At 53.2% G+C, this 19,104-nt stretch carries 20 protein-coding genes and 1 riboswitch; of the genes, 2 read left to right on the top strand and 18 right to left on the bottom strand.

All coding sequences use genetic code 11. From position 1 onward, the window contains the following. Positions 1-20 precede the first annotated feature (20 nt). From BMY11_RS11065 to BMY11_RS11025, 9 genes are all read right to left on the bottom strand, one after another. The gene (locus tag BMY11_RS11065) at positions 21-1,385 is read right to left on the bottom strand and encodes an ABC transporter substrate-binding protein (protein WP_090575212.1); all 1,365 of its coding nucleotides are present in this window, start codon (positions 1,383-1,385) and stop codon (positions 21-23) included. Between the two features lie 224 nt (positions 1,386-1,609). Beyond that, positions 1,610-2,539 carry an ArsR/SmtB family transcription factor gene (locus tag BMY11_RS11060; RefSeq protein ID WP_090575209.1) on the bottom strand — a complete coding sequence of 310 codons (930 nt, stop codon included), beginning with the start codon at positions 2,537-2,539 and terminating at the stop codon, positions 1,610-1,612. A 333-nt stretch (positions 2,540-2,872) separates the two neighbouring features. Next, a complete protein-coding gene (locus BMY11_RS11055) occupies positions 2,873-3,961 on the bottom strand; it encodes a glycine-rich domain-containing protein (protein ID WP_143069244.1) in 1,089 nt (362 codons plus the stop codon). Positions 3,962-4,131: 170 nt separating this feature from the next. Continuing rightward, entirely contained in the window at positions 4,132-5,379 is a 1,248-nt protein-coding gene (gene glyA / locus BMY11_RS11050) for a serine hydroxymethyltransferase (RefSeq protein ID WP_090575203.1), read from the bottom strand. A gap of 24 nt (positions 5,380-5,403) precedes the next feature. After that, positions 5,404-5,994 carry a TIGR01440 family protein gene (locus BMY11_RS11045; RefSeq protein WP_090575729.1) on the bottom strand — a complete coding sequence of 197 codons (591 nt, stop codon included), beginning with the start codon at positions 5,992-5,994 and terminating at the stop codon, positions 5,404-5,406. Positions 5,995-6,012: 18 nt separating this feature from the next. Continuing rightward, entirely contained in the window at positions 6,013-6,468 is a 456-nt protein-coding gene (gene rpiB / locus BMY11_RS11040; RefSeq protein WP_090575200.1) for a ribose 5-phosphate isomerase B, read from the bottom strand. 222 nt (positions 6,469-6,690) lie between these two features. Next, positions 6,691-6,773, bottom strand: a riboswitch (ZMP/ZTP riboswitch). A gap of 73 nt (positions 6,774-6,846) precedes the next feature. Further along, complete coding sequence (locus tag BMY11_RS11035; protein WP_090575197.1) at positions 6,847-7,422, bottom strand: low molecular weight protein arginine phosphatase; 576 nt, start codon at positions 7,420-7,422, stop codon at positions 6,847-6,849. Positions 7,423-7,452: 30 nt separating this feature from the next. Further along, positions 7,453-8,010, bottom strand: a complete 558-nt coding sequence (locus tag BMY11_RS11030) for a manganese efflux pump MntP (protein WP_090575194.1) — start codon at positions 8,008-8,010, stop codon at positions 7,453-7,455. A 284-nt stretch (positions 8,011-8,294) separates the two neighbouring features. Beyond that, positions 8,295-9,392 (bottom strand): L-threonylcarbamoyladenylate synthase, encoded by a 1,098-nt coding sequence (locus BMY11_RS11025; protein ID WP_371262811.1) that lies wholly within the window; start codon positions 9,390-9,392, stop codon positions 8,295-8,297. A 285-nt stretch (positions 9,393-9,677) separates the two neighbouring features. Here BMY11_RS11025 and BMY11_RS11020 point away from each other — a divergent pair, with 285 nt between their 5' ends. Beyond that, positions 9,678-11,132, top strand: coding sequence for an MDR family MFS transporter (locus tag BMY11_RS11020; protein ID WP_090575191.1), 1,455 nt, complete (start codon positions 9,678-9,680; stop codon positions 11,130-11,132). A 65-nt stretch (positions 11,133-11,197) separates the two neighbouring features. Here BMY11_RS11020 and spoIIR read toward each other — a convergent pair whose 3' ends face one another. The 4 genes from spoIIR to ychF form a co-directional block, all read right to left on the bottom strand. Then, positions 11,198-11,965, bottom strand: a complete 768-nt coding sequence (gene spoIIR, locus BMY11_RS11015) for a stage II sporulation protein R (RefSeq protein ID WP_090575189.1) — start codon at positions 11,963-11,965, stop codon at positions 11,198-11,200. 584 nt (positions 11,966-12,549) lie between these two features. Continuing rightward, positions 12,550-13,506 (bottom strand): peptide chain release factor N(5)-glutamine methyltransferase, encoded by a 957-nt coding sequence (gene prmC / locus BMY11_RS11005; protein ID WP_090575724.1) that lies wholly within the window; start codon positions 13,504-13,506, stop codon positions 12,550-12,552. A 212-nt stretch (positions 13,507-13,718) separates the two neighbouring features. Continuing rightward, the gene (gene prfA / locus BMY11_RS11000) at positions 13,719-14,792 is read right to left on the bottom strand and encodes a peptide chain release factor 1 (RefSeq protein WP_090575721.1); all 1,074 of its coding nucleotides are present in this window, start codon (positions 14,790-14,792) and stop codon (positions 13,719-13,721) included. Between the two features lie 164 nt (positions 14,793-14,956). After that, positions 14,957-16,057, bottom strand: a complete 1,101-nt coding sequence (ychF, locus tag BMY11_RS10995) for a redox-regulated ATPase YchF (protein WP_090575184.1) — start codon at positions 16,055-16,057, stop codon at positions 14,957-14,959. Positions 16,058-16,249: 192 nt separating this feature from the next. Here ychF and BMY11_RS28860 point away from each other — a divergent pair, with 192 nt between their 5' ends. Next, entirely contained in the window at positions 16,250-16,396 is a 147-nt protein-coding gene (locus BMY11_RS28860) for a hypothetical protein (RefSeq protein WP_164545412.1), read from the top strand. Positions 16,397-16,467: 71 nt separating this feature from the next. Here BMY11_RS28860 and BMY11_RS10990 read toward each other — a convergent pair whose 3' ends face one another. From BMY11_RS10990 to BMY11_RS10975, 5 genes are all read right to left on the bottom strand, one after another. Then, a complete protein-coding gene (locus tag BMY11_RS10990) occupies positions 16,468-17,238 on the bottom strand; it encodes a MerR family transcriptional regulator (protein ID WP_090575182.1) in 771 nt (256 codons plus the stop codon). Between the two features lie 96 nt (positions 17,239-17,334). Next, positions 17,335-17,754, bottom strand: a complete 420-nt coding sequence (locus BMY11_RS10985) for a LytTR family DNA-binding domain-containing protein (protein ID WP_143069243.1) — start codon at positions 17,752-17,754, stop codon at positions 17,335-17,337. Positions 17,755-17,763: 9 nt separating this feature from the next. Then, entirely contained in the window at positions 17,764-17,901 is a 138-nt protein-coding gene (locus BMY11_RS28855) for a hypothetical protein (RefSeq protein ID WP_177182596.1), read from the bottom strand. Then, entirely contained in the window at positions 17,898-18,383 is a 486-nt protein-coding gene (locus tag BMY11_RS10980; protein WP_177182595.1) for an accessory gene regulator B family protein, read from the bottom strand. The genes BMY11_RS28855 and BMY11_RS10980 overlap by 4 nt, the downstream gene beginning before the upstream one ends. Next, positions 18,355-19,047 carry a hypothetical protein gene (locus BMY11_RS10975; protein WP_090575174.1) on the bottom strand — a complete coding sequence of 231 codons (693 nt, stop codon included), beginning with the start codon at positions 19,045-19,047 and terminating at the stop codon, positions 18,355-18,357. Before BMY11_RS10975 ends, BMY11_RS10980 begins: the two co-directional genes overlap by 29 nt. Between the last annotated feature and the right edge of the window lie 57 nt (positions 19,048-19,104).

Here is a 19,104-nt window from a genome sequence, read left to right as displayed (position 1 = left end):
ATGTTGCGATATGAATCAGACTATTCGTTCAGCACTTTCTGAACGCCGTCTTGCAGTTTGACCATGGCTGCCGCCGGATCCAGCTTGTTCGCCCACACTTCGTTCAGAATTTTGAACGACGCGTTGTCGCGGATTTGCCAGTTCTTCGTGGATGGCTTGTTGAATTTAACCGTCGAGGCAACCGATGCATAGTCGCTGCGGTAAGGCATCGCTTTGTAGTCCGCATTCTCAAGAACGGATGGCTTGGACGGAATATGGCCCGCTTTTGCCCAGATTTGACCGTTTGTAGCTACCCAATCCGCGAAGATTACTGCCGCTTTGCGCTTCGCTGGATCTTCGGATTTCGTTACTGGCAGGATGATCGTATGGGAATCGCCCCATGTCGCTTCTTGATCGAAAATTTTCGGAATCGGCATCGCGCCGAATTCGAGGCCTTTCGTCGACTCCCAAGTGCCCGTCGCCCATACGCCTGTCATCATGATGGCAGCCGTGCCGCTTTGGAAGTTTTTATAGAAGTCCGGATCGTTCTTCTTGATGTATCCGCCCGTGTAGAGCTTCTGGATGTAATCAGCTGCTTTCGCACCTTTGTCACTGTCGACGGCTGCGGATTTCAGATCGTCGGACACGATGTCGTTGCCGCCTTGTTGGGAGTACAGCGACCACCATAAACGGTAAGGGTCGTCGTTAGTATTGGAGAGCGCGAACGGCGTTACTTTCGCCGGCAGCTTCGCTTTCAGCGTCTCAAGGAATTTCATGAAGCCGTCCGCGGATTGTTCCAGTACCGGCTTGCCGTCTTCACCGAGAAGACCAGCATCTTTCAACAATTTCTTGTTGTAGAACATGATGAACGGATGCGTATCGATCGGAGCCGCATAGTGTTTACCATCGACGATTGTCGCGTTCAGCAGGTTCTGGTTGTACGACGACCAGTCCACACCTGCCACTTCAGCCACATCGTCTATTTCCGTCACGACGCCTTGGTCGATCAAGTCAGGCAAGCGGGATGTATGGGAGATACCGACGTCAGGACCGTTGCCGTTGCCGACCGCCGTAATCAATTTCGTATAGTATTCGCCCCACACGAGCTTCGTGTTCTTCACTTGAATGTTCGGATGCGATTTATTGAACTCGTCGACCAGCGTTTGCATGTTGGCGCCGTCGCCGCCGTCAAACAGAGTCCAGAAGTTCAGGTTAACTTTCTCTTCGCTGTCCGCAGCAGCGTTGCCGCTGTTTGCATTGTCCGTCGCCGTTGTATCGGCGTTAGCGTTGCTGCTGTTTGCGCTTTCATTGTTTGCGTTTCCGGCGTTATTGCCGCCGCATGCAGCGAGAAGCAGGGAAATCGAGAGCAAAGATGTTGCTGCAAGGGATAATCTTTTTTTGTTCATGGTGGGCCTCCCTATTTGTTTTTTATCTTCAGAAACGAAGTGATTATTTTGTTTTATTACATTAATTTCGTTTCCATGTACGTATATTACCTTCAATTTTGACAAATGTCAACGGTTTCAATTTGATTTTCGGTTTTATTCCAACTAAAATAAGCCTTAATAACAGGAATCCTGTAATTAAGGCTTATTTTACCCCTTTTAAATTCCAATTACTCGATTCGATGTTACTCCATGCCATAATTGACTTTCATGACGATGCCTTGCTCGTAATCGCCGAACTGCTGGCCGAACAGGTTCACGCCGCCTTTGTGGACCGCGTCGTCCTTGACGCCGATCCGGATTCTGACGCTCGGACGCTGCTTCAAGTTCAAGTCCCCGATGTTGATCTCGGAAATCTCCATCATATCGAGCGTCGCTCGTTCTCCGTCAATGATCCAGGTCTTAAGCAGCCCGTATTGCGTCGCTCTGTCTTCCCACCATGCCGGATTGAGTTTACCCCTACGGCCGCCGAAATCACCGGGACTCGTCCACGAACTGATCTCTCGTCCGTTCACCCACAGTGTGATGTCGGAAGGCCAATTGTTGTCGTAATTCGGTGCTTCCGAGCACAGTTCCATGGACACTTCGAGCGACTTCACCTGCGCGCCGGATGGCAGGTCGAGCGGCAATTGGTATTCAACGTAGCCTTTGCGGAACCAAATCAATTGTGCTTCGATATGCTTCGGATGATAGAACTGGACGGGCTCGTCCTCGTTGAACAAGAAACCGTCGACGCCCGCGATGCCGCAGGTCGGATACACCTCGCAGTCGCTGTAATGGCCGATTGGCATCTCGACGCGGTATTCCGTGGTCTCGCCTTTCGGGAGCGTCTTCGGCATGTTGAAGCCGATATGGATATCGTCATAATTCCGGCTGCACACTTTCATCGCCCCGCGCGTGGCCGGCAGCAATTCGGTGTTGATTAAACCTGCCGCTTCCAGCACCTTCACGTTGTTGGCGACGGTCGAAACCGGAAGCTTAAGCGCTTCGGCGATCTCCACCACGTTCAGCTTCTTCGTGCTTAACAGCTGCAGAACGTCGACTCGCGACCGCGTTGACAACGCGTGCCCGACGCTCACCAGCCCCTCTGGATCTTCGAAGCTCAATTCCAACATGTCGCACCTCCCTTTCTTTTGTCGTTCAATTACATGTATTGTACATGAAAAAACGTTTTCAATCAAACATTTTGTATTAAACTAAGAATTGGATTGTAATGACATTAGATACTGCAATGAACATGTGGAAGGGCAAGGAAGAGGCAAGCAGCGATAAGTACTTGCGAGAAAGTATCCTTCGGACGAACGAAGAAACCTGCAGGAGAACAAAGCCGCGTGTGGACGAAAAAAGAAACAAATGCCGGAGCATCTGCTTCTTGTTTCCTTCTCCGCGCTGTGCGAGAGGATCCATTATCCCTGCGTGTTATCTCGTCGCGCTGCTTTAACCAATAATTAGTTGCCGCCTCCGCAGCTGCTGCCGCAGGACGAACCGCCACCACCACTGTCTCCACCGCTACCACTGTCTGAACTGCTGCAATTGCTGCCGCTGTCCGAACTGCAATTACTGCCGCCTGAATCGCCTCCGTCACCGCTATTATCATCTGAATCGCCACTGCTGCATACATAGCTGGAGCCGCTACTATCGCCGTTCGCTTCGCGCTCCTCATCCGATTGCGCATCGTTCATCTGATTGTGGAAATCATCTATTGGTCCTAATGACGAGGCAAAGAACATCCCCGAAAGCAAGCCTGTTGACATGCCCATCCCCGTCCAATCATCACGATCCCGGTACGACTGCTCTTGCCCAGAGGATGCAGTAAGCATTCTTCCTCGCTCAATTATGTAGCGAATGGTCGCATCCATATCAGGAAACTGTTCAGCCGCACGTTCATTAAACCGCCGGCTGCGAAGCACCTCATCGCTCTCTTGCTCCAGCTCGCGCATCAGCTCATGCGACATTGGCGTCCGGTAGAACGGCCCCCACAGCTGTCCGCTCGCCGGTGCCGGCAGGAATAGCTCGCCATAGATCCAATCGAACCATGCACGCTCACCCGGATCCGGCTTCCCACCCGGCGTATGAGGCGCATGATGGATAAGCGCACCGCAGAACTGCTTGCAGAATTGTTCATATTCACGCGTAAACATGAGCATCTCATGCCACACATCATCGACTCGCGCACTGTACATCGGCACGCCTCTCAGGACACCGCACATGAGAAAATACCGCTTCAGCTCGAACCATTGCCACTGCCATTCCCCGTCCCGCAGGCTTGGTGTATTGCGCAGCACGCGGTCCTTTACGCGCGCTTCGAAATCAGCTGTCAGCGTCGCTTCCAGCCGTTCCGCAGCCGTGCGCGCAGGATGCCCCACCGGTACGCCGAGATATTCAGGCGGCTTACGCATCGGCATCCGAGCAGCGGACATCGGGCGTCCCCGTACAGCACGTGTAGTATTCGCATTGCCTTGGCCGACGCTTGAAGAGATAACTTTAAATAAGAAAAACAGAATGATTACGACAATCACAATCGCAAACGGACTCATCTTATGCTGCACCGCCTTGTTCGTGGTATATGGTCATCATATCATGCCTCCAACTTAAACATGTGGAATTATACGGAAAAATATAACAAGAGATATGAGCAGTATCGCAAAAAAAAGGCTGCACCGCGATTGCGGTACAGCCTCTCTCATAGTGGCAAGTGAATAACAAATTAGTAAGTCATACCTGGGTAGAGCGGGTATTGCGACATGAGGTCGCTAACCATACCGCGCGCTTTAGTCAGAACCGCTTCATCTTTCGGGTTCTTCAGCGTCATTGCGATAACTTCTGCGATTGTACCCATCGCATCTACGCCCATGCCGCGGGAAGTTGCAGCAGGTGTACCGATACGGATACCGCTTGTAATGAACGGGCTAGTCGGATCGAATGGAATCGCATTCTTGTTTACCGTAATTTGAACAGAATCAAGCACATGCTCCGCATCCTTGCCTGTAATGCCCATGTTGCGCAGGTCGATTAGCATCAGATGGTTGTCTGTGCCGCCGGAAACGATGTTGATGCCGTGTCCAATCAGCGCATCGGAAAGCGCCTTAGCATTGTCCACAACGTTCTTGCCATACTCTTTGAACGAAGGCTGGAGCGCCTCGCCGAAAGCAACGGCTTTAGCAGCGATGATGTGCATCAGAGGGCCGCCTTGGGAACCAGGGAATACTGCTTTATCAATCGCTTGCGCCCATGCTTTGCGGCACAAGATCATACCGCCGCGAGGACCGCGAAGCGTTTTGTGCGTTGTCGTAGTCACAAAGTGCGCATGTGGCACTGGGCTTGGGTGAAGACCAGCAGCAACAAGGCCTGCGATGTGCGCCATGTCGACGAACAGCAGCGCGCCAACATCGTCAGCGATACGGCCAAGCTCTTCGAAATCAATGATGCGCGGGTAAGCCGATGCGCCTGCAACGATCATACGAGGACGGTGCTTGAACGCCAGCTTGCGAACTTCCGCGTAGTCGATTGTGAACGTGTCTTCGCTTACGCCGTAAGGAACGAAGTTGTACAGAATACCGGAAGCATTAACAGGGCTACCGTGCGTCAAGTGGCCGCCGTGCGCGAGGTTCATACCAAGCACCGTGTCGCCAGGTTTCAACGCTGCCAGGTAAACAGCCATGTTCGCTTGTGCGCCGGAGTGAGGCTGAACGTTCGCGTGCTCGGCACCGAACAGTTCCTTCGCACGATTGCGTGCGATATCTTCTGCGATATCCACGTGCTCGCAGCCGCCGTAGTAGCGCTTGCCCGGGTAGCCTTCCGCGTATTTGTTTGTCAGGACAGTGCCCATTGCTTCAAGTACAGCTTCCGAAACGATATTCTCGGATGCAATCAACTCGATGTTGTCGCGCTGACGTTGTAGCTCAAGGCCAAGTGCGGCCAAAATTTCGGGATCTTGTTTACGTAGGTTCTCCATGTGTATAAGTCCTCCTCAAAATAATTAATCGCAAGTATTGCTATCTCCAGGCGCCGCCAAGTTAGCAGCTTCCCGGTTATATACAGCTCGTTCTCCGCCGATTAGCTTCGGACGAGTATATGCCATCGTCACATGTGCCGCTCCGATGGACCGAATTGACGGGCGCACCGGCACAGCTACACGCTTCAGGTGCATGCCGATCAAGGTGTCGCCGATGTCGATGCCGGCATGTGCCTGTACCGTCTCGGACAGACAGGCATCCTGCAGCTTGCTATAGGCGTATGCGGCCATTGATCCTCCGGCTTTGCGCACAGGGATCGCCGATACGAGCTCCAGCCCGTACCGCTCAGCCGCTTCACGCTCCATGACAAGCGCCCGATTCAAATGCTCGCAGCACTGAAACACCGGATAGAACAACAGCTCGCGCCGAACGGCCTCTACGCCTGCATAGATGGCTTCAGCAGTTTCCAGCGTGCCGGACGTGCCGATCCGCTGGCCAAGCACTTCACTCGTCGAGCAGCCAATGACGAGCAGCTGCCCTTCTCGCAGCCGCGCTGCAGAAGCTAGTTCACGAATGACGGTTTCCACATCAATAGATAGCTGTGCCGGATCCATCGTCATCACCAGCTCTCCTTACGCGTCCGCGAATTTCGCTTCAATCTGCATCACTTTGTTCACGCGGCCCACATGGCGCTCACCGTTCGAGAACGGCGTCTCGAGCCAAATGCGGATAATCTCCTGCGCAACGCCGGGACCGATGACGCGCTCGCCCATTGCCAGCACGTTCGTATCGTTGTGCTCGCGAGTTGCTTTGGCTGAGAACATATCATGCACGAGCGCACAGCGGATGCCCTTCACTTTGTTCGCCGCAATGGACATGCCGATGCCGGTTCCGCAGATCAGAATGCCGCGATCCGCTTTGCCCGATACCACTAGATCAGCAACCGGCAGCGCATAATCCGGGTAATCGACCGACTGGTCGCAATTACAACCGACGTCCTCGATTTCGTGACCAAGCGATTGAATGAACGGAACGATCTCATCTTTCAGACGGTAGCCCGCATGGTCTGCACCGATGGCAATTCTCATAATTCCATATACCTCCCAAGTGACCGCTCATGGCGGAAAATGTCGATTTCACACTGGTTCTAGTATACCTGATTTCGGGCGACAAGCAAAAACGGAACATCCACCAGATTCGTGGTGAACATCGAACAAAAATCATTTTCATCTGACGGTCATTTAGCTGCAAGCGGCAAACTTATCCATCTTCCGAATGACAAAAAAAGAGCAAGCATGCTTACGCACACTGCTCTTTGCCCAGGCGACCGGCCGTATATTCCAATGCTCCACCGTGGTTTAACCCACTCTCGTCGCCAGTTACATTGGAAACCGTCTTTAGTTGATTTCATCATAACGGATTATCGCGCGAAAATCAATCCGGCCAAGCGGCCTCAGGTTACCCAATTATTGCTGCAACCGGTCAAGCAGCCTCTTCAGCGCTTCTTCGATCTGAGCCGCACTTTGTTCGTACACGCTGAGTTGTCCGCCGAAAGGATCCTCGATATCGAAGTTCGGCATTTGCCGCTCCAACTCCAGCAGCCTAGCGCGTTTCGCTTCACTAAACGGCTGACCAAGCGCTTGATTCATGTGCCACTCGGACAAAATCCCTTCGAGCTCAGCGATGCGCTCAAGCACTTCCGGGTCAGTATTCACGAACTCGAGCAGCGTATACGTCTTGTCCACTGCGCTCGGGAACCGCTGCAGCAGTTGTCTTTTATGGCTTCCTGTCATCGTCAGAATCAAGTCCGACCAAGCTATTGAGCCAGTCTCGAGCGCCCTTGACGTGCTGTGATGCCCAATGCCACGGCGGGACAGCGCTTCTTGCGCGTTCTTCGAAACAGGCAGCCCATCAATCGTCGATACACCTGCAGAGCGAATATCGAGCTGCAGCCCCCGCTCCTGCGCGAGCGTACGAAGCAGCGCCTCAGCCATCGGCGACCGGCAGGTGTTGCCAGTGCAGACAAACAGTATCCGTTTCAAGAATCGTACACTCCTCTATATTTATATATTTCAGAACAAGAACAGCAAGCCGAAGGTGAATAAAATGACGCCGCCGCACGCTTCTCCATAACCGCCAAGACTAGTGCCTACGCGTCTGCCAAGCAGTAAGCCGAGCACGGACATGATGCCTCCAGCAACGCCGAAGAGCAGCACGGTTAGCAGCATATCTGCCTCAAACATACCGAGCGAGATGCCAACGGAGAACGAGTCAATGCTGACGCTAAGCGCAAACAGCAGAATGCCCCATCCGCTGCGATAGTCAATTGATTCTACCGCGTCGCCGCGCAGCGAGCTGTAGATCATATGCCCGCCAAGGAGCAGCAGAAGTGCGCCTGCCGCAGTCGTCGCGACGCCGCCAAGCAGCGTGCTGACATACTCACCTGTGAAGATGCCCATCAAGGGCATAATTATGTGAAAAAGCGCAATGACGGCGCTCAGCTTCATAATGTCCAGCAACCGGATCCCTTTGAGCCCAATGCCGACACCAAGCGAAAAAGCGTCCATCCCCAGCGCCACCGCGATAATAATGAGCGTCAGCAGCTGCCCGGCATGCATGCTCTCGATCATGTCATCCTCTCCTTGTCCCGCTTCTTCTTCACAAGCATATGCGGACAAGGGGTGAATGATGACCGCTTGGGTGAGCGGAGAGAGTGATGTAAGAGCGCTAGACGCGGGCGGGCGACGTGAGTGCGCTAGGCGCGCACGACGGCGGCTGCGACGTGAAGCACGGGCGCTAGGCGCGCACGACGGCGGTTGGGCCGTGAAGCGCGGGCGCGAGTGCTAGGCGCAGGGCTTCCGCCGTTTAGAGCGCTAGGCGCGCGGACGACGGCACCGGCTGAGCTGCGAGAGCGCTAGACGCGCACGACGGCGTGGCCGGCGGCTTTCGCCAAGCGGTTCATGAGCGCGTGGCCGATGCCGTGCTCTGGGCATGTCTCGGCCCAGATGCGCTGCACGCCGCGCGCGTCGAACTCGCGCAGCGCGCCATAGAGGCTTTGCGCAGCCGTTTCCAGCTGCGCGAGGCTGCCGACGACGAGCACGCAGTCGGCATCGTACCGAGCAGCATGCTCGGCAAAGGCGAGCACGCCCGTGCGCTCGCCGCGCTCCCGCGCCGCTGCTGTCTCCGCCTGAATATAGGCGGAGACAGCGGCAGGCTCGCCCTTTACCAGCTGCATCAGCCCTTGCGGGGCGTAATGCGCGTATTTCATGCCCGGCGAGCGCGGTGCCGCTGCATCCGCGGCAGTACCGCCTTCTCCTTCGCTCTCGCCTGTGCCGGCGCCGGGAGCTGCCACGGCGTCGTACGCCACATGCGCGGCAACCTCGTGCAGCGCTTCGGCGGTCACGCCGCCAGGGCGCAAGATTCGCACGGAATCGCCGCCCTCGATTTGCACGACCGTCGATTCCAAGCCGACGCCTGCCGCGCCGCCGTCGACGATGCCGTCAATGCGACCGCTCAGGTCATCGCTCACATGCGATGCCAGCGTCGGGCTCGGACGGCCCGAGCGATTCGCGCTAGGCGCGGCGAGCGGGCAGCCCGACTCGGCGATGAGCCGCAGCGCGACGGGATGCGCGGGCATCCGCACCGCGACCGTGTCCAGACCTGCGGTGACGCGCGGCGAGACGGCGCCCGGCTTCACCGGCAGCACGAGCGTGAGCGGTCCCGGCCAGAACCGGGCCATCAGCCGCTCCGCTAGCGCAGCCGCATCAGCCGCAAGCGGCAAAGTCAGCTCCGCGAGCTGCGCCGCATCCGCGATATGCACGATTAGCGGATTGTCGGACGGGCGACCTTTTGCCGTGAAGATCCGCTCCACCGATTCCGTCCGCCGCGCATCCGCCCCTAGGCCATACACCGTTTCCGTCGGAAAGGCTACAGTGCCGCCTTCACGCAGCATTGCCGCCGCCTCCGCCAGCTCGCCAGCTTGCGGTTCTGTGCCACTGACTTGCCATATCATCGTGTTGCCCATATCTCTATTTGTGTTCGTGGTGTTCATGTTCAATTCCGTATCCCCAGCTTTTGCAAAGTGCAAAATAGATTTTGCTCCATTATAGCACAGGGCTGCATGAAGCCGAAAAAAGCCGCCAAAGCCTCATGAATGCGTTTTATTGCTGCACTACGCCCTCAGACCATAGCCGCCAGTCGTTGACTTCATCCGAATACAGAGCGTATGATGTCATGGTCATTCTTATATGTAAAAGAATACATATGAGACAAATAGAACGGAGGCGTTACAACCACTATGCAGCCACCTGCACCTAAGCCGCAAATTCGGGTTCTGCCCATTATGATTGCCATCTTCTTCGGCAGCTTCATCTCGACACTCAACATTAGCACGATTAACATTGCGATCCCGGTGCTCTCTGATCATTTTCACGCTTCACTCAGCACGATTCAGTGGACACTGACCGGCTTCATGCTCGCAATGGGCACTTTTGCTCCGATTACCGGTTATTTCGGCGAACGCTTCAGCTATAAACGACTGTATATCTTCGCCCTATCCGGCTTTATGCTTGCCTCAGTCTGCTGCGCGCTCGCATGGAACGCTCATTCGCTCATCGCGTTCCGTATCTTGCAAGGCGCGTTCAGCGGTCTGATCTCCCCGGTTACGATGGCGATTGTCTACCAAGTCATACCGCGCGAGAAACAGCCGATGGCGATCAGCTTCTGGGCGGCATCGAGCATGCTCGCTCCGGCTATCGGCCCAACCTTCAGCGGCTGGCTGCTCGATAACGTCAGCTGGCACTGGCTGTTCTGGGTGAACGTGCCGATTGCGGCTATCGGCATGATGCTCATCATTCCATTCATTCCGTATTACCGGTTGAATGTGCCCAAGTCATTCGATTTCATCGGCTTCATCACTGTTATTATTAGCAGCGCATCGCTGCTCATTGCCCTCTCGAACGGACATACATGGGGCTGGACCGGCGCGAAAACCATTGCGCTGCTCATTATTGGAGCGGCCTTCCTGCTGCTCTTCATCTGGCGGGAGCTGACATGCGAGACGCCGCTGCTCAACCTGCGCATCTTCCGCATCAGCCGGTATACAATCTCTCTGACGATAACGAGCATCGTGACGATCAGCTTGTACTCCGGAACGTTCCTGTCACCTGTATTCCTGCAAAATATTCAGCATGTGTCGACGCTCGATACCGGCCTTATTCTGCTTCCGGCCTCCCTTGCAATGGCGCTGATGACGCCGCTTGTCGGCAAGCTCTTCACCCGAATCGGTCCGCGTCCGCTGCTCATTACCGGCGTTCTGCTGATGGCTGGCGGCACACTGCCGCTTAGCTGGCTGAGTGTCGATATTCCGCACGGCTATATTTTGTTCTGGATGATTATTCGGAACCTCGGTATTTCGTTCGCGATGATGCCTGCGAGCAACGCCGGCATGCAAGCTGTGCCGAAGCAATTCAGCGGCCACGCTTCCTCGCTGACCAACTGGATCCGGAACGTGCTTGGCTCATTCGCGATTGCCATATTCACAACGATGCTGTCTTCCCGCTCCATAGAGCACGGCAAGGATCTCGCGAAGGCAGGAGCAACCGATCCAACCTATATCAAAATCATGGCGTTTACGATGAGTATCAACGACGTCTATCTCATCGCTAGCATCATCGTTATTGTTGCGCTGCCGGTAACTTTCTTCATACCGAAGCTCAAACGTGAAACGGAGTCCCACAAACGCGCGGCCTAGCTCCTACAACAATAAAAGCTCATTCGCACGAAATGCGGATGAGCTTTCTATTTGGCATGAAGCGATTAGCTGAACAGGTGGCGGAAGAAGCTGATGATCGACTTAATGACGTCCCACAGGAAGAAGCGAACTTCCGGTTGTTTCACTGCATCGTCCGTTGTATTTTGCATAGCCCCGCCGTTGTTGCCGCTTAAATCCGACTTGGATTGTACATCCTGAGCTTTCGCAGCTGTGTCTGTATTGCCGCTACCTTCTGCGTCCTTCACAGTCGTCTTCGCCACGTTTGTTGCCACTGCCGCGGTTGCCGGTGTCGAGGACTCTCCGCTCACTGCATCTACGAAGCAGAGCGGCGGGAACAGCACGCACCACCAGTTCTGACCTGCGCCAGCGCCGAGCGTAATGCGAAGCGCCTCATAGTTGCCGGCTGGATAAACTTCAGTTCCGTATATTTTAGTTGGAAACGGCACAATGCCGAGCTCCGCTTTATATCCATAATGAAATCCGCGGGCATCTAATGTCTCTCCTACAATTGCCTCGATGTCATGCATGCGCGAACGGATCGTAAGTCTTGCTTCTTCAATCGTCTGCGGACCAGTAACCCATGTGTTCATTTGAGCGACAACCGCATCACGCACTTCGCGCTTCACAAGCTGATCCATCGCAGAATCAGAGTTTGCAAGAATACGCAGACGGATCGATTCCGCCGGAATGCTTCCGCCGGCAATTGCCGCGTCAGCGCGCTGGCTCTCCCAGCTCATAAGCAGCAGTGCTACAAGAAGAAGAACATAACCGTACACTGGACGATAAGGAAAACGGGAATAAGTGCGGATCATAACGATAAGCTCCTTTGTGGCACCCGTCGGTGCAGCGGCTTCTCGTTCCGGAACGTTTATATCCCCATTATGTCCCTAGCAGACACTCTCTAAACCTTCCACTCTCTTAATAGTTTCGCAAAACCGGGGCGTCTCAAATCGAGCAAGAATAGTCAGGGGAATTGGAAAACCTACGACGTGAGGTGAATAACATGTCGCAATTTTCCAATCCTAAAATAAGCAGCCTTCAGGCTAGTCTGCTCAGCATTAATGCGATCTCCACACTCGCGCAAATGACTGCTTTCACCGTGCTCCCCGAGATTGCTAGGCGCGATGCCGCAATCAGCTGCTCGATCGGATTAATCGCTTATTGGTGTTATGCCTTATGGCTCTTCACGATTCTGAACAAACAAGCACCTGGGCAATCCTTTCTGGATACGTTAAAAACCAAAGTCGGCTCTTGGGCAGCCAGCATCTTAAAAGGATGGATTGTCCTTTATTTGATCGTCGTTTTGAGCACAAAAAATCCCCACAAACACACAATAGTGTGCAATGGGGATCTACCATTGTCGAACTAAACACCCGCTCAACAAGTTGTTAAGCTATTATTCCACTGCCAGCACATGCCGGCCGATTCCGGCGTAGTCGTTGATGATGCGCACCTCGCGCCATGCGCCGGTGCCGCGAAGCAGCTCCGCGACGGCTTCCGCTTGGCCCATGCCAAGCTCAAAGCCGACGATGCGCGGCATCGCGGACAGCTCCGCGAGCTGCTCGGCCATGCGCCGATACGGCGTCAAGCCGTCTTCGCCGCCGTCGAGCGCGAGGCGCGGCTCGTGATCGCGCACCTCCGGCTGAAGGCCGGCAATGTCTCCCGCCGGGATGTACGGCGGGTTCGAGACCAGCACGTCGATGCGCAAGCCGGCTACGCCACCAGCTTGCGCTTCGGCGTGCTCATCTGCGCCGGGCCGTGACGCCGCTGGCATCGCGAACGGCCCGAGCAGGTCGCCCTGCACGAACGTCATGCGCTGCGAAGCTCGCGCATGGCGCTCCGCGTTCGTGCGGGCGACAGCGAGCGCGTCCGGCGACAGATCGGACGCGCAGATGCGCCACTGCGGGCGCAGCGCAGCCAGCGTCACGCCTATGGCGCCACTGCCCGTGCCGACGTCGACCACTGTCGGCACATCGACAACCCCGCCGCCAGCGCTAGCTTCGCCGCGCGCCTGCGGCCACAGCTTGTCAGCGGCCTCGAGCACGGCCTCGACGAGCAGCTCGGTCTCCGGCCGTGGAATAAGCACGGCCGACGTCACGGTGAACGGCAAGCCGTAGAACCACTGCTCGCCGATCAAATACTGCACCGGCTCACCCGCGGCTTTGCGCGCGAGCAGCTCCCTCCACCGCTTGTAATGCTGCGGCGGGAACAGCTCTCGCCAATCACGCAGCAGTTCCGTGCGAGATAGCCCGAGCACGTGCAGCAGCAACAGCTCCGCGTTATTGCGCGGCTCCATAATGCCGCGCTCCTTCAGAAGCGCAGTCCCCTTCAAGCTCACATCTGCGATTGTCATGGGTACGAGCAGAGAAAAGCCAACCCCATCTGCATCCAGTTCTACCATGCCTTCAACGCCAGTGCTATCTGCTGCTTGCCGCTGCGAAGCGACCTCTTCCGCTTCGCGATCTTTTTGCTCCGCCATCCTTATCGTCCCTTCCGTTCATTCTTTCCCTCACTATGACAAAAAAACGGGAGCGCCACAAGCAGCTCCCGTTCCATTCACTTTGATTATGCGAGATTCTCGCGCTCCATCAGTTCCGTCTGAGCGGTCAACGTCAGTGCGTTAATGATCTCTTCCATGTCCCCGTTGAGTACGGAATCCAGCTTGTGCAGCGTAAGGCCGATCCGGTGATCCGTTACACGGCTTTGCGGATAGTTGTACGTCCGAATCCGCTCAGAGCGGTCGCCCGTACCGACTTTGCTCTTACGTTCGCCGGCATACTTCGCTTCTTCCTCTTGACGGTGCAGATCGGAGATCCGCGCCCGGAGCACTTGCAGCGCCTTCGCTTTGTTCTCGTTCTGCGATTTGCCGTCTTGGCACTGCGCCATTATGCCTGTCGGCATGTGAAGCACGCGAACAGCAGACTTCGTCGTATTAACGGACTGACCGCCAGCGCCGCTGGAGCAGTACGTATCCACACGAATATCTTTGTCGAGGATTTCAACCTCAACCTCTTCAACCTCAGGCATAACCGCTACCGTCGACGTCGACGTATGAATACGTCCGCCCGATTCCGTTACAGGAATACGCTGTACGCGGTGCGCGCCGCTCTCGAACTTCAGCTTGCTATACGCGCCCTTGCCCGTCACCATGAAGATAACCTCTTTGAAGCCGCCAAGATCGCTCTCGTTCGCTTCCATCAATTCAACTCTCCAGCCTTGCGTATCCGCGTACTTCATGTACATGCGGTACAAGTCTGATGCGAACAATGCCGCTTCGTCGCCACCAGCCGCTCCGCGAATCTCAACAATTACGTTCTTGTCGTCGTTCGGGTCCTTCGGCAGCAGCAGGAATTGAATGTGCGCTTCCAGCTCTTCCTTGCGCGTGCTCAGTTCATCGATTTCCATCTTCACCATTTCGCGCATTTCATCGTCGAGCTTCTCGCCTTGCATCACTTTCGCATCGTCAAGCTGCTCAGATACTTGCTTGTATTCTGTGTATGCTTCAAAAGGGGCATGCAAATCCGACTGCTCCTTGGAGAACTCGCGCAGACGCTTCGGATCGCTTGATACGTCAGGATCACACAACAGCTCGCTCAATTTCTCATACCGGTCTGCGAGTGCTTGTAAACGGTCCAACACTGTCATTCACCTCTGTAAGTTAGAATAAGTCTAATAATCGTCTCTTTAGTATAGCATAACGCGCATGAAACCATAAACGTGACAATTATGGATGATTTGCATCTCTTTGTTCGTTACGCACAGCAAAAGGACCCGGACATCCGGGCCCAGCTGAGTGAACACATCTATACGTTGAAACGGAAGTGCATAACGTCGCCGTCTTGCACCACATATTCTTTGCCTTCAAGACGAAGCTGGCCTTTCTCCTTCGCCGCGTTCATTGAGCCTGCCGCGATCAAATCGTCATACGATACAACCTCTGCACGAATGAAGCCGCGCTCGAAGTCGGTATGGATAACGCCTGCCGCTTGTGGAGCCTTCATTCCCTTGCGGATCGTCCACGCGCGAACTTCTTGTACGCCTGCCGTGAAGTACGTGTACAGACCAAGCAGCTTGTAAGCTGCACGGATTAGACGGTTCAGACCGGATTCCGTTAGACCAAGCTCTTCGAGGAACATCTCTTTGTCCTCGCCTTCAAGCTCGGCGATTTCGGATTCCACCTTCGCGCTGATCGGCACCACTTCCGCGCCTTCTGCCTTCGCGAATTCACGAACCAATTCCACAAAGCTGTTGCCATCGGAATTTGCCGCTTCGCCTTCGCTCACGTTCGCTGCATACAGTACTGGCTTCATTGTCAGCAGGTGCAGGTCGCGAATAAGCGCTTTTTCATCATCAGTGAGATCAATGCTCCGTGCTGGCATATCGTTGTAGAGCGCCTCTTTGACTTTCTCCAGCGTTTCCACCTCTTGCACGACTTTCTTGTCGCCGCCTTTAAGGTTTTTGCGGGAACGCTCGATCTTACGGTCAACGGAGTCAATATCCGCAAGGATCAACTCAAGGTTGATCGTGTTGATGTCGCCGATTGGATCAACTTTACCGGATACGTGCGTAATGTTGTCGTCCTGGAAGCAGCGCACAACGTGCACGATCGCATCAACTTCACGGATATGCGCGAGGAACTTGTTACCGAGTCCTTCGCCTTTGCTCGCGCCTTTTACGATACCTGCGATATCAATAAACTCAAACGCTGTCGGTACTGTTTTGTTCGGCACAACAAGCTCTGTCAATTTATCCAAACGCGTATCCGGTACCTCTACGACGCCTACGTTCGGGTCAATCGTACAGAACGGATAGTTCGCAGACTCCGCGCCTGCCTGAGTAATTGCATTAAATAAAGTCGATTTGCCCACGTTCGGCAAGCCGACGATTCCAGCTTTCAAAGCCATGAAGGAAGACACCCCTGTTCCGTAATAACAATCTCAGGACATTATACATGAAAGGACTTTAATAAAAAAGGTGAATCCGCTCATTCCCAGTCTACAAGTTCACATTTACATCCATTAGCCAGTACCTGCATGCCCTCCCCCAAATCCGAACATACTACGTTCGCAAGGCACATCCCCCGGAGGTGAGCGTTCTTGGAGAACAGTAAGCATAAAGGCAATTATAAAGGTACAACTGCGATGCACGCCAAAAACCAGGACATGGCCTTCGTCAACGATACGATTGAGGATGCCAAGTCCGTTACTAATTACAGCAGTGTGAAGAAGAAGACCGATAAATAGCTGTTTTTGGCAAAAAGAAAAGAGGTGACTGCAGGCTCCAACTAAACTGGACCTTCGTCACCTCTTCTCCATTATTGCTTCGCACCCGTATAGATGAGAATCGCATCGCGCAGAAACTCAGCTGCACCCGACTGGTTCACATCATAGTAAGCACGGAAACGCTCGTCATCCACGTACATTTGCGCCAAGTTCGCGTGAGCTTCCTTACTGTATTTGCCTTTCTCCCAATAGAAGCAGAGCCACTGGCGATGCAGATCAACTGCCTTCTGTGCAAGCTCGCTCGCCGGATCGCCCTGCTTGAACGCCTCCGCAAGCGTATCCTGCACTTCCTTCGCTAACCGCGTCACTTCGTCATACTGTTCTTGCGTCATATTTTGCAGCTTCGCATTCGACTTGTTCACAGCATCGTCGCCATACTTCTCGCGTACTTCCTTGCCATACTTTTGCTCGTTCTCGTCGACCATCTGTTTCTTGAAGCCTTCAAACCTCTGTTTGTCCGTCATCGCCATTCTCCCTTCGGCCGATGCGATCGTCATATCCACATTGGCAATGAGCGCATCCAGCTGGTTTCTTCGGTCGAGAAGCTGCTGACGATGCTGAAGCAGCGCCGATGACCGGTCGAAGAACGGATCGGTGAGCATCGCTTTGATCTGATCCAGACTAACCCCAAGCTCGCGGTAAAATAAAATATGCTGCAGCCGATCAACCTCAGCCTGCCCGTAAATCCGGTATCCCGATGTGTTCATTCTTGCCGGCTTCAGAATGCCAATCTCATCGTAGAATCGCAGCGTCCTCGTACTGATGCCAGCGAGCTTCCCCAGCTTCTGCACCGTATATTCCATCCATCGTCACCTCCCGACAAATCAACTGTACACCTTTCCGTAACGGCAATGTCAAACCTTAGTTTCCCCATCCGATCCAACAAAATAAAAAGACCCTCACAGCCCAAACTCGGGCTGAAAAGGTCCTCTAATGACAAGTTGCCGATATTCCTCGGTCTTCGGTCTCGATACAGGAACATGGATATTACCTCCGCCTTTGAAGTAGGCGTCATTGCCATATCTCCCAATCTCAATCCGGTCTACAAGAGGAACATTCACAAGATAAGAGCTGTGGAACAAATCGAACCCGTACGGCTGGAGCATTCGCTGGTAGCTTTCAACGCTGTGCAGCTGAAAGTATGTAGCCTCTGCGGTAACGAACATCGGGATACCAGGAGGATGCTGCGCCTTGACCCCCTTCTTAACGGGTCTTGAGGTCACACCCATAAACAAAACCTCATTCAGAACATCGAGGTTCTTGCAGACCACCTGATTATCAACAGGGTCCATCCGCACGCAGTATACCGAGATCGACAAAGGATCCACCTACTTTTGTTCTGGCTGTTTCTTGTCGCTTGGAATGTCGATTGTACCTAGAAATACTTTCAATGTTGAAACATCATTTGTCCTGCTCACTGTCTTGTTTAGTACATCTGAGACGATTTTGGCCAATTCCTTCTTCATAGCTGTAACCTCCTAAATTGTAGCAAAGAAATGGATTGGAAAAATATTGCTAATGCAATAATAGGTGATGATAGAAAAACATTCAATATAATTATGCAAATTGGCAGAATTTTTTGCTTAGTTGGAAAAAAAGCTGTTATTACGATAGATATTAACGATGTAATAACCATTACAATTATACTTAATTCGATGTGGGGAATAGCCGCCAACACAGCCGTACTAACAAGAAAACAAACGTCCAGGTTGCGAAAATGGAAACCACCAGTGAGAAGCCTTGTTATAACAAATATAGCTATCCCAAGTGCAGTTTCCAGCGGCTTCCCCGTAAGCAACCCAATAAGCATAGTAGCAACAATCACACCACAATTATTTACTTGCAGCGCCAGAAGCGCTGTAAGCCGCTCGACACTGCTCGTCTGTTCAGGATTAGCATTCTTTATGACCTGTGCGGCTTTATTCGATAAATAGACGATTGCGCTCAATTGTTGCATCTCTCCTGTATGTGAACATGATGACTATGATGAACAATATATTCGCAATGATAAATACCTCTATGATCTCAAAGCGTTCGACAAGTAAATGGAAGCTTAATGATAGTACAAGTAGCGCAACCGTAGTGCCAAAATAAACCCACAGCTTCTCCTTAGACATACGGGTATCCAAGTAGAAATCATGTGGCGGCCTTATATATTTTGCAATACCTAGATTAAACTTGACGATACAATAAGCAACTGTAAAAGTAACTGCTTGAGATATAAGTTGGACCAGTCTCACTTCAGTACTATTGGATTGATATAACATAGACGAATCGAGAAGACCTGTCTTTGCTACCATGGCTACGATGCATATCTGAATGGCAAAGTACCCAATCATCCCAACTCCTACAATACGAAGGGAACGATACAGCTTCACTTTCATAAAGATCCTCAAACCAGCAATGAGTAATACAATATGATTAAGAGAATCGTATACTGGCGATATTCTGAGTAGCTCTCTTCCAATAATTGAAGTTACAGCTAGAATGCAGACAATAATCAAAATTTCTCTCAAATATTCCCGAATGGGATACTGAAAAATCGAGAACATGACAAACGTAATCGCTAATGTGTCCAGACAATCCAATATAAAGTAGACGATATAGTTCACTCGTGATGTCACCTCTTTTCGAGAGCAGATATCCATATTCTACAATATTCGACAAAG

The sequence above is a fragment of the Paenibacillus sp. OV219 genome, from assembly GCF_900110075.1.
GTDB lineage: Bacteria > Bacillota > Bacilli > Paenibacillales > Paenibacillaceae > Paenibacillus_Z.
This window is presented reverse-complemented; position numbering and strand designations above follow the sequence as displayed.

What these genes read in the sequence shown, in the direction of transcription:
- BMY11_RS28855 (WP_177182596.1), bottom strand. Translation starts at nt 17,901, where the DNA reads ATGAAGAAGGAATTGGCCAAAATCGTCTCAGATGTACTAAACAAGACA.
- BMY11_RS11020 (WP_090575191.1), top strand. Translation starts at nt 9,678, where the DNA reads ATGCAGCCACCTGCACCTAAGCCGCAAATTCGGGTTCTGCCCATTATG.
- prmC (WP_090575724.1), bottom strand. Translation starts at nt 13,506, where the DNA reads ATGACAATCGCAGATGTGAGCTTGAAGGGGACTGCGCTTCTGAAGGAG.
- spoIIR (WP_090575189.1), bottom strand. Translation starts at nt 11,965, where the DNA reads ATGATCCGCACTTATTCCCGTTTTCCTTATCGTCCAGTGTACGGTTAT.
- BMY11_RS11025 (WP_371262811.1), bottom strand. Translation starts at nt 9,392, where the DNA reads ATGATATGGCAAGTCAGTGGCACAGAACCGCAAGCTGGCGAGCTGGCG.
- BMY11_RS11065 (WP_090575212.1), bottom strand. Translation starts at nt 1,385, where the DNA reads ATGAACAAAAAAAGATTATCCCTTGCAGCAACATCTTTGCTCTCGATT.
- BMY11_RS11060 (WP_090575209.1), bottom strand. Translation starts at nt 2,539, where the DNA reads ATGTTGGAATTGAGCTTCGAAGATCCAGAGGGGCTGGTGAGCGTCGGG.
- ychF (WP_090575184.1), bottom strand. Translation starts at nt 16,057, where the DNA reads ATGGCTTTGAAAGCTGGAATCGTCGGCTTGCCGAACGTGGGCAAATCG.
- BMY11_RS11030 (WP_090575194.1), bottom strand. Translation starts at nt 8,010, where the DNA reads ATGATCGAGAGCATGCATGCCGGGCAGCTGCTGACGCTCATTATTATC.
- BMY11_RS10990 (WP_090575182.1), bottom strand. Translation starts at nt 17,238, where the DNA reads ATGGAATATACGGTGCAGAAGCTGGGGAAGCTCGCTGGCATCAGTACG.
- BMY11_RS11055 (WP_143069244.1), bottom strand. Translation starts at nt 3,961, where the DNA reads ATGAGTCCGTTTGCGATTGTGATTGTCGTAATCATTCTGTTTTTCTTA.
- rpiB (WP_090575200.1), bottom strand. Translation starts at nt 6,468, where the DNA reads ATGAGAATTGCCATCGGTGCAGACCATGCGGGCTACCGTCTGAAAGAT.
- BMY11_RS11045 (WP_090575729.1), bottom strand. Translation starts at nt 5,994, where the DNA reads ATGGATCCGGCACAGCTATCTATTGATGTGGAAACCGTCATTCGTGAA.
- glyA (WP_090575203.1), bottom strand. Translation starts at nt 5,379, where the DNA reads ATGGAGAACCTACGTAAACAAGATCCCGAAATTTTGGCCGCACTTGGC.